This window comes from Moraxella sp. 179-F 1C4 NHS, from assembly GCF_045370505.1.
Classification (GTDB): Bacteria; Pseudomonadota; Gammaproteobacteria; order Pseudomonadales; family Moraxellaceae; genus Faucicola; species Faucicola tetraodonis.
The window spans coordinates 1-16,873 of sequence record NZ_JBIQEC010000018.1 but is presented as its reverse complement, the minus strand read 5'-3'; the positions used below and the strand labels follow the sequence as shown (position 1 = coordinate 16,873).

Annotated in this window: 11 protein-coding genes; 10 read left to right on the top strand and 1 reads right to left on the bottom strand. The window is 44.3% G+C overall.

The genetic code is table 11. The annotated features are described in order from the left end of the window. Positions 1 to 139: 139 nt before the first annotated feature. Positions 140 to 556: an Ohr family peroxiredoxin gene (locus tag ACH0AB_RS08825; protein WP_007117263.1), complete on the top strand. Its 417-nt coding sequence runs from the start codon at positions 140 to 142 to the stop codon at positions 554 to 556. Positions 557 to 783: 227 nt separating this feature from the next. Then, entirely contained in the window at positions 784 to 1,419 is a 636-nt protein-coding gene (locus ACH0AB_RS08820; RefSeq protein WP_065254084.1) for a nitroreductase family protein, read from the top strand. 150 nt (positions 1,420 to 1,569) lie between these two features. Here the strand turns inward: ACH0AB_RS08820 and ACH0AB_RS08815 are convergent, their stop codons facing one another. Next, entirely contained in the window at positions 1,570 to 2,685 is a 1,116-nt protein-coding gene (locus tag ACH0AB_RS08815; RefSeq protein ID WP_406877948.1) for a TonB family protein, read from the bottom strand. Positions 2,686 to 2,856: 171 nt separating this feature from the next. Here ACH0AB_RS08815 and ACH0AB_RS08810 point away from each other — a divergent pair, with 171 nt between their 5' ends. From ACH0AB_RS08810 to ACH0AB_RS08775, 8 genes are all read left to right on the top strand, one after another. Next, positions 2,857 to 3,630 (top strand): ABC transporter ATP-binding protein, encoded by a 774-nt coding sequence (locus ACH0AB_RS08810; RefSeq protein ID WP_406877947.1) that lies wholly within the window; start codon positions 2,857 to 2,859, stop codon positions 3,628 to 3,630. Then, entirely contained in the window at positions 3,630 to 4,574 is a 945-nt protein-coding gene (locus ACH0AB_RS08805) for an ABC transporter substrate-binding protein (RefSeq protein ID WP_406877946.1), read from the top strand. Before ACH0AB_RS08810 ends, ACH0AB_RS08805 begins: the two co-directional genes overlap by 1 nt. After that, a complete protein-coding gene (fhuB, locus tag ACH0AB_RS08800; RefSeq protein WP_406877945.1) occupies positions 4,567 to 6,642 on the top strand; it encodes a Fe(3+)-hydroxamate ABC transporter permease FhuB in 2,076 nt (691 codons plus the stop codon). Before ACH0AB_RS08805 ends, fhuB begins: the two co-directional genes overlap by 8 nt. A gap of 105 nt (positions 6,643 to 6,747) precedes the next feature. Continuing rightward, positions 6,748 to 8,994 (top strand): TonB-dependent receptor, encoded by a 2,247-nt coding sequence (locus ACH0AB_RS08795; protein WP_406877944.1) that lies wholly within the window; start codon positions 6,748 to 6,750, stop codon positions 8,992 to 8,994. A 95-nt stretch (positions 8,995 to 9,089) separates the two neighbouring features. Continuing rightward, positions 9,090 to 10,784 carry a multidrug ABC transporter permease/ATP-binding protein gene (locus tag ACH0AB_RS08790; RefSeq protein ID WP_406877943.1) on the top strand — a complete coding sequence of 565 codons (1,695 nt, stop codon included), beginning with the start codon at positions 9,090 to 9,092 and terminating at the stop codon, positions 10,782 to 10,784. Positions 10,785 to 10,921: 137 nt separating this feature from the next. Beyond that, the gene (locus tag ACH0AB_RS08785) at positions 10,922 to 13,054 is read left to right on the top strand and encodes a TonB-dependent siderophore receptor (RefSeq protein ID WP_406877942.1); all 2,133 of its coding nucleotides are present in this window, start codon (positions 10,922 to 10,924) and stop codon (positions 13,052 to 13,054) included. A gap of 77 nt (positions 13,055 to 13,131) precedes the next feature. Then, complete coding sequence (locus tag ACH0AB_RS08780) at positions 13,132 to 14,226, top strand: SIP domain-containing protein (RefSeq protein ID WP_406877941.1); 1,095 nt, start codon at positions 13,132 to 13,134, stop codon at positions 14,224 to 14,226. Positions 14,227 to 14,525: 299 nt separating this feature from the next. Beyond that, on the top strand, positions 14,526 to 16,514 hold the full coding sequence (locus ACH0AB_RS08775; protein ID WP_406877940.1) for a bifunctional 2',3'-cyclic-nucleotide 2'-phosphodiesterase/3'-nucleotidase: 1,989 nt from the start codon (positions 14,526 to 14,528) through the stop codon (positions 16,512 to 16,514). Positions 16,515 to 16,873: the final 359 nt, after the last annotated feature.

Genomic DNA, 16,873 nt, shown 5'->3' with positions numbered 1-16,873 from the left:
CACTGAAAATTATATTGTGTAAAATATAATTGTTTCAAACGAAACATTAAAACCTAAATACTGTGGCGAATGTTATAACGCCTATCGCCGATTTTTTCATTTATTCACGCAAGTTAATTATTCAAAAAAAGGTACTCTTATGAAAATTTTTTATAAAACCCCAACTGCTACCTCAACAGGCGGCCGCTCAGGTCACGTTGCACTAGAAGATGGTTCACTGGGCTTTGATTTACAATCCCCTGAGCAAAATAGCACAGGCGTCAACCCAGAAAAATTATTTGCCATGGGTTATGCCGCTTGTTTTGACAATGCGTTGACTCATGTGGCACAGCGCATGAAGCTAGAAGGGGTCAGCTCAAAAACCTCAGCAGTGGTTGGGCTTGGCATGAATACCCAAGGCGGTTATGCGCTTGACATCGATTTGTATATTGAACTTAGCGGCGTCAGCGAAGAACAAGCGAAAGACTTGGTGGAAACGACGGACAAAGTCTGCCCGTATTCCAATGCGGTGCGTGGCAATGTTGACGTACGTCTGCATACCCAAGTAGTGGCATAATCAATTTAACATAATTTCCATTGCAAGCGGCGTGCTCAAATGTCAAAGACTCATTTGGGCACATTTACCGTTTTGTTGAGCAAGTTGAAAGCCTTTCAAGCGTTCTAACAGCCTATGACAAAATTAGTAACATCGAGCTTTCTTTAGCTTGCTTTAAAGGCTCGGACAATAACTTTTATCGCTCTACTATTATCGTTATAGTTTTATCACTAGATTAGGAATATTTCATGTCACTGATTGAAAATTTACAATGGCGCCATGCCGTCAAAGCCTTTGATCCAAACCAAAGCGTGAGTCAGGAAAATATCGACAAAATCATCGAAGCCGCCCGACTGGCGCCCACCTCATCGGGATTGCAGCCCTTTAAAGTTATCGTGGTCAAAAACCAAGCCATCAAAGCGCAGCTAGTGGCGGGTGCGCTCAATCCTGACTGCATGAAAGAATGTTCTCACGTGCTTGTTTTTGCAGGTTGGCAGGATTATAGCGCCGAAAAAATTGATACCGTGTATGACATGACCACAGATGAGCGTGGCTTACCTAGAGGGCGTTTTGATAGCTATACTTCCATGCTCAAAGCAAGTGTGGCTAAAAAGAGTGCAGACGAAAATTTTGAACATATCGCTCGCCAAGCTTACATTGGCTTGGGACTTGCGTTAGCTCAAGCAGCAGAGCTTAAAGTAGATAGTTGCCCTGCCGAAGGCTTTGATCCTAAGCTGATTGACGAGGTATTAGGTTTAGAGAAACTGGGGCTAAAAAGTATCGTAATCATGTACGTGGGTGTTGCAGATCCAGCACGTGATTGGATTGCGCCTATGGCGAAAGTACGCGTAGCCACAGAAGATTTTGTTATTGAATACAACTAATTCATTAGCTAGCAAAAAAATCTCTAAGAAAAACCCTCTAAATAGCTTATTTAGAGGGTTTTTTATATCTACAATGGGCAAGTGATATTGGTTAAAGCAATTTGTACGGGGATAAGCTTTATGAAAAACGGATTTTTTTAACAATCATCTTTATTGACAGCGAACCGGTAGATTGACAATACCCACCACCGGTACACCATTTTTGGTAAAGGGGTTAAATTTGCCGCTCTTAGCCTGCATAGACAGTTGTCTATCGACTCTGACATTGCCAGTCGATTTGGCTAAAGTGACGCTGGTTGGATTGCCTTGTTTGTCCACCGTATAGCGAATAATCGCCGTTAATGCGCCGTTTTCCAGGTCTTCACTATGACAGCTAAAACTAGGTTGCCGCCGCCAACTTGCTTGCCCTGCCGAAAAGCTCACAGGTGAATTATTTTGCGCTTGTTGCGCTTCTTTATCCTTGTCGGCTTGTTGTTGTTTTGCCTTTTCGGCTTTCGCCCTAGCTTCATCTGCTTGTCTGGCTTTGGCATCAGCTAACGCTTTTTGACGATCCATTTCTGCTTGTTTGCGCTCACGCTCTTGTTGTTCAATTAATTGGTTGTCCAACGCTTTTTGCCGTGCAAGCGCTTGTTGCCGTTCCAATTCTTGTTGCCGCTCCAATTCTTGTTGTTGTTTTAAGTCTTGCTGTCTGGCGAGTGCTTGTTGGCGTTCAAGTTGTTGTTTTTGCGCGTGTTCGGCTCGCTCATTGGCGAGGGCTAGTTGCCTTGCCATGACAATGTCTTGGTCAACTTGTGGCGGCTTGACGATCGGATTGTCTGCTGGTTTCGACGGTTCGGGTAACGGTTTAATCGGTTGTTCTACAGGTTTTTTAGCCATCGGTTTTTCGACTGTTTTCTCAACAGGCTTGCTGATGGGTTTTTCTATCGGCTTTTCTTCTGGTTTTTCTGCTATTTTTTCTATGGGCTTTTCTGTTGGCTTTTCGACGGGCTTAGGTAGTTGTTTTATCGGTTGTTGCTCGGCTGTTACGCTCATCTCTTCAGGCTTGGTTGGCGCAGGTGGTGGCGCGATAAAGCTAATTTCTAACGGTGGCGTGACTTTGGGCGGTTTGATATCAGGCGTTGCCATATTTGCCAAGCTAATCGCTACGATACCATGTAAGCTCAATACACCAATCAGTGCCAACGTGCCCGACTTTTTATCGACTATGCTGCTAATATCGTTTGAGAAATGGGCTGGACTAAAGTTAGCGTGACGTTGGATAGACATAGTTATAGCGCTGTATGTTTAGGAAAAGTCTTAAAATCGCTGTATTATAGTGTGAATGATAATCGTTATCAATATCTTAAATGATATTAATTCTTGTTTATAAAAATTAATGATAATTATTATCATCAATGCTATGATTTGCTATTTTAAAACTTTGACCTTGGGCAAATCATGCTAACCACCCAATCGCTTACCGTCATACGCCAACAAAAAACCCTCTTACACAACATCAATGTCACCATTGATAAGGGAAAAATCTATGCCTTAATTGGGCATAACGGTTCGGGCAAATCGACATTGATTAAAGCTTTGGCAGGGGAAACCACCCCCACTAGCGGACAGATTTTATTACAGGATTTCACTGACAAATCAATCTTTGATTTACCGCCAAAAACCTTCGCACAGCAAGTCGCCTATTTACCGCAAAAATTGCCTGATGCCAGTCAATTTACCGTTGCCGAACTGGTGATGTTAGGGCGATACCCTTATCAAAAATGGCTACAAAAGCCCACGTCACAAGACCACACTAAGGTGCGTGAAGCAATGGCGCTGACCCAAGTCACGCCGTTTGCCGAGCAATCAGTGGCAACGCTATCCGGTGGAGAGCGCGCTAGGGCATGGCTTGCCATGTGTATCGCCCAAGATACGCCCTATCTGCTACTTGATGAACCACTTGCCCCGCTCGATATCGTCTATCAAGTTGAAATACTGCGTCTCATTCGTGATTTGGCACGGCAGAAAAACAAGGCGATTGTGATTATTATTCATGATATTAATCTTGCGGCACAGTTTTGTGATGAGTTTATTGCGTTAAAAAACGGCAAGCTTTGTCATGTTGGTGATATCGCCAGTACCATGCAACCGCAAGTGCTTGACCAGATTTTTGGTATCAATTTGCATTTATTAAGTCACCCAGTCACCGGAAATAAAGTGGCGGTGGTGTGATGAGAGCTTGTTACTTGTTGCTTGTTTTGCTTTTTTTGACAGCTTGCCAGCCTCAGCGGGATTTAAAGCTTGAAGCGCCGCCCGCAGATGCTCACAGCGTCAAAGTCATCACCCCTGATTGGGCGGTGGCTTCGACACTCACTGCCATAGGCTATCCACCGATTGCCACAGGCGATACCAAAAGCTACCGTGAATGGGTGGGCACGCCCTCGCTGCCAAGCGATATCATCGATATTGGGGAACGATTCACCCCAAACTTTGAACGGCTTGCCCAACTCACCTCAGCTTCTGAAAATATGGTGATTATTGATAATGATTTTTATGCCCATCTAAGACCTGCTTACGGCAACACACCCCATAAGTCGGTGAGTTTTATGTCAAAAAACGCGGTAGCGACTTGGCAGGACTATGCTGAACCGACACTTCAGCTGGGTGAAATTATTCATCAGCCGCAACGCGCCCAGCAATTTTTAACCCAGTCAAAAAAACAGCTTGGCGAGCTTGGTGCGACATTTCGCCAAAAGTATCCCCACATCAAAAAAATTGCGGTAGTGCAGTTTGCCGATAGCAATAATTTGCGGATTTATACCAACAATAGCCTGTTTCGACCGACATTTGAGGTGATGGGGTTAAATTTGATTACACTTGAAGATCAGATGGGTAAAGGTAATCTTTGGGGATTTAATTCGCTAGCATTGGGTGATTTGGCAAAACTTGATGATGATACCTGTTTGGTAGTGGTTGAGCCGTTTAGTCCTATGCTACGTCAAGAATTAGCCAAGAATTTGCTGTGGCAGCGTCTAGGCTATGGCGCAAGGGCTAACAATAGCCGCTGTATGGCAGTCTTACCGCCGATTTGGCTGTATGGTGGCGTGTCTTCTATGGTGGTATTTGGCGAGCGATTAAATCAGGCTCATTGGTTAGGGGGCAAGGCGAATGGGTAATAAAACTAGGCTACAACATAACCAGCGAGATAATCAGCGAATTATCAAGCCCTTGAATGCCCCTGCCCTTTGGCTTTTTAGTGGCTTATTGTCGCTGGTTTTAATGACCACGGCTTTAGTCCTTAAAACCACTTGGCATGATGCCTTGGGGTTATTATTTGCCCGTTCACAGTCGCTAACCTTAGCGCAAATGGTGGCGCAGTTACAAATTTTGCCGACTATGCTAGTGGCGATATTTGCCGGCGGATTACTGGGCGTAGTCAGTGTCTTGCTACAGCAGTTGGTCAAAAATACCCTTGCCTCAGACAGTACGCTTGCGGTAGGGACAGGGGCACAATTGGCTTTATTAATTGTGACGCTGTTTTTTCCCAGTTTTGGCTTATATGGTAGCTTTTGGGTGGCATTTGGTGGGGCATTGCTGAGTATGGGCTTGGTGTTTGCGATTGCTGCCAACAGTCGGATGAATCCTGTGGTGCTCATTTTGGGTGGTTTGGTGGTCAATATTTTGTTTTCTGCTATTTCCTCACTGTTGATGATTTTTTTCTCAGAAAGGGTTATGGGGGTCATGGCATGGGAAAGCGGTAACTTAACCCAAACCAGTTGGCAAAATAGCCAGTTTTTTGTGCTAATAAGCCTAGTCCTGCCCGTCATCTTGTTGTTTTTGGTCAAACCTTTAACCATCATGAGCCTTGATGAACGCCAAGCCAAAGCCTTGGGAGTGCCTGTGGCGGCTGTGCGTATGCTGGTAGTAATCCTTGTTGCGGTCGTCACGGCAAGCGTGGTAAGCCGCGTGGGCGTTTTAAGTTTTGTCGGCTTGGCTGCGGCAAGTGTCGTTAATGTAGTAGCGATTCGCCCGATTGGGCAACGCTTAATGGCAGGTTTTGCCTTTGGAGCGATGTTGTTGTGGCTCACTAATAACATTGTGATGCTGCTGTCACCCTGGTTCAAACCATTACTTAATATGATGCTGCCTGTGGGGTCGGTCACAGGGATTTTAGGTGCAGGGTTGATTATTTGGTTAGTCATTCGACAAAGTAAACAACCCATGATTGCCGAACAAAGCCCTAGCCTGTTGGTCGGCAAACGCCGATACTTTGGTGGCGGTTTTTGGGCGGTTGCGGTAGGGTTGTTGCTGCTTGTGACGCTAGGTGTATTAGGTATTTCCCCTGATGCGATGGGCAGTTTTGGGTGGCATACCGAGGCAAGTTTTATCGAGAGTTTTCGCCTGCCGCGTACCTTATCGGCAATGGCAACAGGTCTGATGCTGGCTACCGCAGGGGTGCTATTACAAAACTTGACTCGAAATCCGATGGCAAGTCCTGAAGTCATGGGCATCAGTTCAGGTGCGGCATTGGGGGTGGTATTGGTGTTCGTGTTCAGCCCAGTGATATTAGGCACACTGGGACTGGCAACCGATTCTTTTTGGGCATTGGGATTGCCGTTATTGGGTGGACTGTTAGGTGCGGCTTTGGTGTTACTGTTGATTTTATGGCTTGCTCGTCGGCTATCCTCAAGCTATTTGTTACTCGTCGGTGTGGCGATTTCTGCATTGATGGGTGGTATGTTAACTTTAATCAAACTGTCAGGCGACCCTCGCTTACAAGCGATGCTCAATTGGCTATCGGGTACAACATATCATGCTTATCCTGTGACAGCGTGGGCATTAATGGTCATCGGTACAGTGTTATTTTTGCTCAGTTTTTTGCTACTAAAGCCGCTTAGGGTGATTAGCTTAGATGAAACGATGGCTCGCGGTTTGGGCGTATCAGTAAAACGTAGCGAAATACTGATTTTTAGCCTTGTAGCAGTGTTAAGCACTGTTTCGACACTGGCGGTTGGACCGCTAAGTTTTATTGGGTTGATGACGCCGCATTTAGCCAAGACACTCGGGGCAGTGCAGTTACCTCACCAATTAGCCTTATCAGCGCTACTGGGCGCAGGATTGATGTTGATTGCTGATTGGGTGGGACGTTATGCGATTTTTCCCTATGAAATACCTGCGGGCACAATCGCTTCCATCGTAGGCGGTTTATATTTTTTATGGTTGATGAAAGGTATGAAAAATTAAAAACATAACTTCTTTGGTTACGCTATCATTACTTATTGTAAATAGAAATAATAATTGTTATCATTCGCAAAAATGTTTTATCTATTGTCTTTTGAGTGATTGAATATGCGTTTATCCCTATTATCTTTAGCCGTGCGTTCGTCTTTGGCAGCAAGTACGGTTGGCTTATTATCAACCGTGGCGATGGCAGAAGAAGCAAATACCACGGATGCTGCCACAGAAACCCTACTCGATGAAATCGTGGTGACTGCAAGTGCGGATGCGTCAAAAACTGGTTTGCCGCCCGCCTATCAAGGTGGGCAAGTCGCCACCGGTAGCCGTATCGGTATGTTGGGTAATAAATCGACCATGGAAACGCCTTTTTCCACCACAGCCTATACCAATGACTTTATTTTAAATAAACAAGCGGATTCTGTTGGGGATATCCTAAAAAAAGATTCAACGGTGCGTGTGGCTCGTGGCTTTGGTAACTTTCAAGAAGCTTATCTGATTCGCGGATTTGTCACCAACTCTGACGATACCATGATGAATGGCTTATACGGCATTATGCCTCGTCAATTTATCGCAAGTGAGCTATTTGAGCGGGTCGAAGTACAACGTGGCGCTAGCACCTTCCTAAATGGCATGGCACCCGGGGGTAGTAATAAAGGGGGCACAGTCAATTTACTGCCAAAGCGTGCCACTCAAACGCCGATTCGTAAAGTCACTATCAGCAGCGAAAATGCCGAAAATGGTAAAATTGCCCTAGACGTCGGACAACGGTTTGGCGCAAATCAAGCGTACGGTGTGCGTGCCAATGTCGCTTATCAAGATGGCGGTACAGCAATCGATAATGAAAAAGCCAAATTGGGGTTGGTCGGGTTGGGCTTAGATTATCGCCAAGATAACATGCGGTTATCGGCAGATTTGGGCTATCAAAATAACGAACTGCAAAAAACACGCACCAATGTCACCTTGTCAGGTTTGACCCGTGTACCCAATGCCGCTGATGCCAAAAGCAACTGGTCGCAACCGTGGAGTTATTCAAATGAAAAAGATGTGTTTGGTACATTACGGGCTGAATATGACCTTAGCCCAAATTTGACTGCGTATGGCGCGTATGGCTTTCGTCATGGCGAAGAAGAGAACTCGCTCGCTAACTTGACGGTCACCAATTTAAATGGCGATGGCACCACCTACCGCTTTGACAATGCCCGTGAAGACGACATCAACACAGGTGAAATCGGTATTCGTGGCAAACTGACCTCAGGCAAAATCAACCATAACTGGGTAGTGTCTGGCAATATCTATAAATCACAGATAAAAGCGCCTTATCAATTTGATTGGCAAAACACACTAACGACCAATCTATATCACCCAACCTCGTACGCCAAACCCAGCTGGTCAGCAGCGGCGTTGGCAGGTGGCGATATCGACCATCCTACTAAGACAGGCGAAACCACCCTCACCAGTGTGGCATTGGCAGACACCCTAGCCTTCATGGATGATAAACTTCAAGTGACCTTGGGGGCAAGACACCAAACCATTGAAGATGAAAGTTTTGACCCCACTACCCAAGCCAGCAATGGCAAATATAAAGAAAGTAAAACCACGCCTGCGTTTGCCCTATTATATCGCCCAACCGATGAATGGTCAGTCTTTGCTAACTATATGCAAAGCCTCAGCAAAGGCGAAACTGCCCCACTCACCACCACCATCGATGGCGTAACAACTGAGCTGACCAATGCAGGTCAAGCCATGTCACCGTACGTCACCAAACAAAGCGAAATCGGCGTGAAATACGACCGCGGCGTTATCGGCGCAGGTCTCACCGCTTTTCAAACCAACAAGCCGCGTTATACTACCGTTGATACCACCTTTGAAGCGCACGGCAAAAACCAACATAAAGGCGTTGAGCTCAATGTATATGGACAACCCACCGCCAATATGCGAGTGCTAGGCGGCGTGACCTTCCTTGATACCGAGCAAAAAGACACCGGTAGCGATGCCACTGAAGGGAAGCAAGTTATCGGTGCGGCAAAACACCTGTTGAACCTAGGGCTAGAATATGACTTACCCCAAGTAGACGGCTTAACCTTGACAGGCGATGTCATCCATACTGGCAAACGTTACGCCAATGATGCCAACACCCTAACAGTCGATGGCTACACCACTGTAGATTTGGGCGCGAGATATAAAACCCAACTTGCGGGTAAAGCAGTCACGCTCAAAGGGGTGATTGCTAACGTCACCGATAAAGACTACTGGTCATCGGTGGGCGGTTATGAAAATACCGCAGGTGACAACGGTGCAGGCTATCTTACCTTAGGTGAGCCACGCACATTGAAGCTGTCAGCGACCTTTGATTTTTAACTTTACCCATTGTTATCGTTTGCCATCGGATAAAGCTTGCTTTGTCCGATTTTTATTTGAGACCGCCTAAAAAATAAAAGCTAAACAGGAAATACATGTTCCCCACTACCATGCCTCTTATGACCCTTATCTGGCAACAGCACCGTATTGCCTTTATCAAAGTCATCTTGCTCAATCTGCTTAATGCCTTGGTGAATGTCGCTATTATCGCCTTTATTAACCGTTTTTTAATCGCAGCAGTCGGCACTGATAATAACCTCTTAGGCAGTTGGCAAATATTAGCGATATTTTTGGTAGCGATTATGGGTTTATTAGCGACAACGTTTATGTCACAGCTTGCCTTGACTAAGTTGGGACATCGCTTTGTGTTTGAATTACGTTCGCAACTGATAAAACGTATCTTAGACACTTCAATCGCCCAAATCGAGAAAATCGGTAGTGCCAAGCTGTTAGCCAGCTTAACTACCGATGTGCAGTCGATTACCGTGGCGTTTGTACGCTTGCCTGAGCTGGTGCAAGGGGTAATTATCTGCACAGCGACCGCGGTTTATTTGGGGTTTTTATCTCTGCCAATGCTGCTTGTGGTCATGGGGTGTATTACGCTGACCATTTTTATCAGCAGTAAACTCGTGGGTCACGTGTATGCCCATTTAGCCACATTACGAGAAATCAATGATGCACTGTATCAAGATTATCAAGCGGTGATTGATGGACGAAAAGAACTTGCGTTAAATCGTGAACGTGCCAAACGTCTATTTACCAATGATTATCAACGCCACGCAAGCGACTATTTCAACCATATTGTCAAAGCAGATACTTTTCATTTATCAGCCGTAAGCTGGTCAAATATTATGATGTTTGCCGTAATTGGGGTGATTTATGCCCTAGCCAATATTTATCACTGGGTAGATACCGCCACCGCCACTACGTTTGCCCTCACCGTATTATTTATCCAGTCGCCTCTACTGATGGCGATTGGGGCATTTCCCACCGTGCAAACGGCTAAAGTTGCTTTGGAAAAAATACAGTCATTACAGCTTGCCGACTATAGCCCCGATTTTGATACCCAAATTTTAACCCCAAATTGGCAAGTCATTACTTTTAAAAATATAAATTATCACTATGACAATAGCGCAAATTTTGGCTTAAAACATATTAACTTTACGTTAAAACGGGGCGAAGTGGTGTTCTTAATTGGCGCCAATGGCAGCGGAAAATCGACACTTGCCAAGCTCATCACAGGGTTATATCAGCCTAAACTTGCGGAAAATGCCGGTATTTTTATCGATAATCAGCCTGTCGCCTCAGAACATTACCCCCATTATCGCCAGTTATTTTCAGCGATTTATAGCGATTTTTATCTGTTTAACACTGTGATGGGAAACGCACAAAATGCGCCCAATGCTGAGTTAATCGATAATTGGCTAGATATTTTAGCCATCAAAGAAAAAGTCAGCGTCACCGATAACCAACTTAGCGCCACCGAACTTTCGCAGGGGCAGCGTAAACGCCTTGCCATGCTGCTTGCTGTCGCCGAAGAAAAGTCTATTTTACTGCTTGATGAATGGGCTGCCGACCAAGACCCTGCCTATCGCCGTGTGTTTTATCACACTATTATTCCCATGTTGCAAAAAATGGGCAAAACGCTGTTTATTATCAGTCATGATGACAGCTATTTTGAAAAGGCGGATAGATTGTTGATGATGAAAAATGGCGAACTCAGCGAGCTGACCGGTTTGCAACGCGAAAAAGCCAGTCTAGATGCCATTACAGTGATTGGTGAGCATTAAGAATCTATATGATCTGCGCTAAAACCTCGTAACAGCTGATTAAATATAATTGCAAATGAGAATAATTATTGTTATTATTTTCATTACTTTTAACATACTGTAAATTTCTGTAATTATTTATTAGGGCGGGGTCACTTATGCGTTTATCTTTTTTATCAGTAGCAATACGGGCGTCTTTAGCAGTAGGTATCAGCCATGTTTTTACCAATCAAGTGCTGGCAGACGTTGCGACCAATAGCGAAGAAGCACCTGAAACCACATTAGATACCTTGGTCATTCGTAGTGATGCTTACCGCACCACCGCTACCAAGACCGCCCTTGACCCCGAAAAAACCCCCATGAGTTATTCTCGTATCGAGCAAGAGACATTGCAGCAACGCCAAGCAGACAGTGTCGCGAGTGCGCTGCGTTATGAGCCAGGTGTCAGTAGCGAAAGTCGTGGGACGGTTGGTATTTTTGATGAATACACCCTGCGTGGTTTTAAGAATTATTCCAACTTTTATGATGGGATGCGGCTGCCGTATGATGGAACTTGGAATTTAATGCCCCAAGTCGATGCTTATGCCACCGAAGCTGTGGAAGTACTCAAGGGACCTGCTTCGTCGCTGTACGGCTATAATGAGCCGGGCGGCATGGTCAATCAAATCGCCAAAACCCCAAAAAGCACTCCCGAAAATGAAATCAGACTACGGGCAGGCACCAATAATCTTAAAGAAATCGCCATTGACAGCACAGGTCCTATTAACGATAGCACCAATTATCGCATGGTGGCATTAGCCCGTGAAAAAGACGGACAAATGCAAACGACTGAAGAAAAACGGGTGCTACTCAATCCCTCTATCGAATACAAACCGAGCAACAATATCTCGGTGCTTGCCAATTTGTATTATCAAGATGACCCCCATCAAGTCCCTTCTACCCCACTACCAAGCGTTGGCACAGTGTATAAAGCCAGTTATGGTAAGTTAGACGCGGATGCCTACGCCGGCGATAAATGGAATGATTTTAGTAAAAAAGTCTTTATGCCAAGCGAGACCATCAACTGGAAAATCAATGATTTGTTGACCTTTAAACATACCTTGCGTTATACCGATGCCGATGCGCAGCAAAAAAACACCTACCATCAAGGCTTTAGCGAAGGCTCAGACAGCCAGCTCATACGCACCGCCTACACGACCGATGAGAAAATGACCAACTGGGCAACCGATAACCAATTGGCTTATAGTCTGATTACCGATGATACCTCCCACAATTTGCTAGTGGGTGTGGACTATCAAAAAACTGACAGCACGGCTAAGTACGCAGACGCCATGTACAATGGCGTACCCATCATCGATTTAAGCGATCCTGATTATGACTTATTTAGCAAAACTGCCCTTAGTTTGACAGGCTATCAACAAACCGATGATATTGAGCAAAGTCAATTCGGCGTTTATCTACAAGATGAAATGCAATGGAACAAGCTCACTGTGGTCGCAGGGTTACGTCATGATGACTATAAGAGCACCACCAAAACCACTGCCACAGGTAGCAATGCAAAAACCACCGTCAACGAAGCCAAGCAAACATCCGGGCGATTGTCCGCCCTGTATCAACTTGACAATGGGTTTGCCCCCTATGTCAGCTACGCTCAGTCATTTCAACCATTATTGGGCGTCAACTATATTACAGGTGAAGCCTTTAAACCCACCACCGCCAACCAAGTTGAAGTCGGCATAAAATACAACTCGCTAGATAAAGCCACCAAAGCCACGCTGTCTGCCTACGATATCACGCGCAAAAATGACAAGGTCACTGCCATCGACTGGACCAAACAAACCCAAACAGGTGAAACCACATCAAAAGGTTTTGAAATTTCTGCCGATCATCGTTTCAACGATTGGTTCAATGTGGGTGTCGGCTATGGTTATGTCGATGCCGAAATCACCAAGGATGAGTTTAACCCCCAGCTGGTTGGCAATACCCCGCAACAAATTGCCAAGCACAACGCCACACTGTGGGCAAGTATGAAACCCAACGCCAAAACCGCGGTGCAAGTGGGTGTGCGGCACATCGCTGGGATGCAGATTGATAGAGAGAATTCAGATACTTTACCAAGCGTGACCTTGGTGGATTTGGCTGGCAGTTATCAAATTAACCGCATGTTCGATGTGGGCTTAACGGTCAGTAACTTGTTTGACAAAACCTACGTGGGTAGTTGTTATGACCGCAATAATTGCTGGATGGGCGCAGAGCGACAAGCCAGTGTTAGCTTAACAGCGAAGTTTTAATCATGTTCATAAATTTAAACAAAGGACTTGTTGCCCCAAGTCCTTTCCTTATCGCCCTTTAACAAAAATTACATTCTATGCACCCAGAAAATCTGACTTTATTTGATGACCCCGAAATTGCCGACATCATCGATCACATCAACGAAGACCACAGCGATGATATGAAGCACATGGCATTAGGCTTGCTAAACTTAACCAAGGTTCAGCAAAAAACCTTAAAAAATGCGACCTTGCGCCAAATCTATCAACAAGGCTTACTGTTGGATTTGCAATTTACGCAAAACGAGCAGCACTTAGACAATCAGCTTTTGGCATTTAGTGAGCCGACCCAAACCCTTGAAAAATTTAACGGCCAGTATGTCGCCTTATTGCAGCGCAGTGACCGCAAACAAGGTAAAAAAACCATTGACATCAAGCAGCGTCAATTTTGCCTGCAAAGCGTGGAAGCGGTCAGTCACCATATGTATCGTTTGACAGTGCAAACAGATAGCGATTTATCCGATTTAGCTGCAGGTTATGCGTTTTTGTTTGATGTCAAACTGCCCGACACCGACCTAAAAAAACACCCCCGCCCATACCGCTATTATACGCTTCGCAAGGCATGGCAAACCGTGAATGAAAATGGTGAAACGCAAAACCTGGCTTGGATAGATATTTATTGTCATGGAGAAAAAAACGGCGAAATCAGTCTTGGCGAAACTTGGGTAAAATCGTTAAAAACAGGCGATGTGTTTACCAGTGAGCGAGAATTCCCCGAAAAAATCGACCATCTCGATGTTAATCAGCCACAGGGACAAAGTCTATTAATCGCTGATGAAACCTCACTACCGACCGTAGCCAGACTGTTAGAGCAGTGGCAAATGAGCGAGCAGACAATACCGCCGATTGTACTGACCTTTTTACAAAGCCAGCAAGATTTGGCTTATTTAGAAGACGTTTTAGCCCAGTATCCTGCAACGGTGTTGCCAATTGTGGCGAATGATAACCAACTGCCCCATACGCAGATTTTTACGATACTACAAGATTTTTTACAACAACATCCTCACAAAATTGACCACATCTGGGGTGGTCTTGAAGCGACAACAACGAAAAAACTGCGTTCGCTATTGGATGAGTTATTACAGTTAAGTCGGGATAATAGCGTACTTAAGGTGTATTGGCGAGCAAGCTAAGGGTTATCCCAGAATTGGGCAAACAATCAGATGCGTCTTTGGATGCTTGGTCGTAACAATTGGATGTTTTCAGGGTCGCTTAAGACTAGGGAGTGGGTAGCGAATTTTATTAGCCCCTCACTATTCATCATTTTGTCACGCAACCTTTCTATGATATTTCACAAATTTATCAACGCTCTTATTTGAGCCTAATTTAGTGAGCGATCATGAACTATAAGACCCATCATTATAAAAAACATTATTATAAGAATACGAAAATCAAGCGCATTTGCCTCACTACATCCATGATTGTAGCAAGCATGTCACTTGTTGCTTGTAATAACAATGAGAATGATAGTAATGACCCTAAACCCCAGCAAATCGCTACCAATACGAACCTTAACTTTACTATTCTTGAAACGTCAGATTTACATAATAATGTCATGAGTTATGATTATTACAAGTTGACAGAAGACAAAAGTTTTGGGCTTGAGCGAACCGCAACGCTTATCAATAACGCTCGTAGTGAATTTGCCAATAATATCTTGCTAGATAACGGTGATACCATTCAAGGTAGTGCTTTAGGTGACTATCAAGCAACGGTGAACCCTGTCAAATGCAACGAAACACTAGGCATTTATAAGGTTATGAATGACCTAAAATATGATGCAGGTACGATTGGTAACCATGAATTTAACTATGGGTTGAACTATCTCAATCAAATTACAGGCAGTCAGTTTAATGTTGATGGCGTAACCGCAAGTGCCAGTGCTTGTAAAGGACCTAACTTCCCCTTGGTTTTATCCAATGTCATTAGCACTCGCAATAATCAGCCACTGTTCAAGCCTTATAAAATCATTACCAAAACCTTTACGGCAACCACACCAGATGGTAAGACGGTTACCGTACCGCTAAAAATTGGTATCATTGGATTTACCACACCCGGTATTATGCAATGGGACAAAAAATGGCTAGACGGCAAAGTCACCACCGCCGGTGCAAAAGAAATGGCAGAAAAATATGTGCCACAAATGAAAAATGAAGGTGCAGATGTCATTGTCGCCTTGTCGCATGGTGGTATTGATACCTCACCATACAGCCCAACGATGGAAAACGCCAGTTGGTATCTATCGCAAGTGGCAGGTATTGATGCGATTTTGATGGGACACACACATCAAGTGTTTCCCGATGCTAATAGCAAAGACACCCGCCTAGACCAAGCCGGTATTGATAAAGTTAATGGCTTTTTAAACAACGTCCCTGCTGTCATGCCCAGTTTTTGGGGTAAAGGGTTAGGGGTCATCAAATTGAATCTAACCTTCGATGGCAAAAAATGGGTCGTCAATAAAAACAATACCAAAGTGGAAGTGCGTACTATCCAAAATGCTGATAAAACTTTTGTAGCAGCTAACCCGCGAGTGGCTCAATTAATTCAAGCAGAACATAATGCCACTATTAATTATGTCAAAACCCCAATCGGTACATCCGATTTCTCAATGACTTCTTACTTTGCTGATGTGGGTGATGTGTCAGCGATTCAAGTGGTCAACCAAGCCCAAGCCAACTATATCAGCGATTATATTGACGCCAATTTGCCACAATATAAAGATGTCCCTGTCTTATCAGTGAGCGCCCCATTTAAAAGCGGATTTGCAGGGGGTTCAGATTATACGGATGTTGCTCAAGGCAATATCGCCATTAACAATGCGGCTGATTTATACCTGTATCCAAATACCGTGTTTGCAGTAAAAATACAAGGCAGTGATATCAAAAAATGGCTAGAGAATTCTGCCAAACGCTTTAATCAAATAAACCCAAGTCTTACCACACCACAATCGTTAATCAGCACTTTTCCTGGGTATAACTTTGATATGTTTACCTCAGCCGATGTGCAATATGAGATTGATGTGACTAAACCTATCGGTAGCCGTATCCAAAACTTAACCTACAAAGGCAAGCCGATTGAAGACAACGCACCATTTATCATCGCAACCAATAACTATCGTGCATCAGGTCTAAAGGAGTACTACAGCATCAATAGTACCAATGTAGTCGAATCACCCGATGCCAATCGTGATGTGCTGATTAATTACATCAAAGCGGCTAAGAATTTATCATTAACCAATAATGGTAGCAGTCGTAGCTGGCGGTTTGTCAAAGTAAAAACAGCGGGTCCTGTAACCTTTAAATCGAGTGCAAACAAAATTGACTTTGCCCAAAAAGCAGGATTAACCAATATTAGCATCGTAAATAATGACGACGGTTCAAATAAAGGCTTGGCGGATTATGCGATAGATTTATCAAAATAATCGCCAAAAAACTTGTATTTTATTTATCGTTAAAAAGTGTGGTAGTTGCCACACTTTTTCTTTTTCTATTTTATTAAGCTTTAAAAGGTACAGCAGATAAGCTTTGACATGCCATCTTTCTTATGTTTATACCAGATTTTACAACACTTGTGTTTTGTTGTAGGGTTTTCATAAAAGTAGTGTCTCAGCATTTTCGGTCTCCGACAATACCCTATATAAAACATCTTGAGAAAGTACAATACAAAAAAACACCCCCTTACTGTTGTAAGGGGGTGTTTTGGAATAGGGAGCTGACGATGACCTACTCTCACATGGGCGAACCACACTACCATTGGCGCATTGGAGTTTCACTTCTGAGT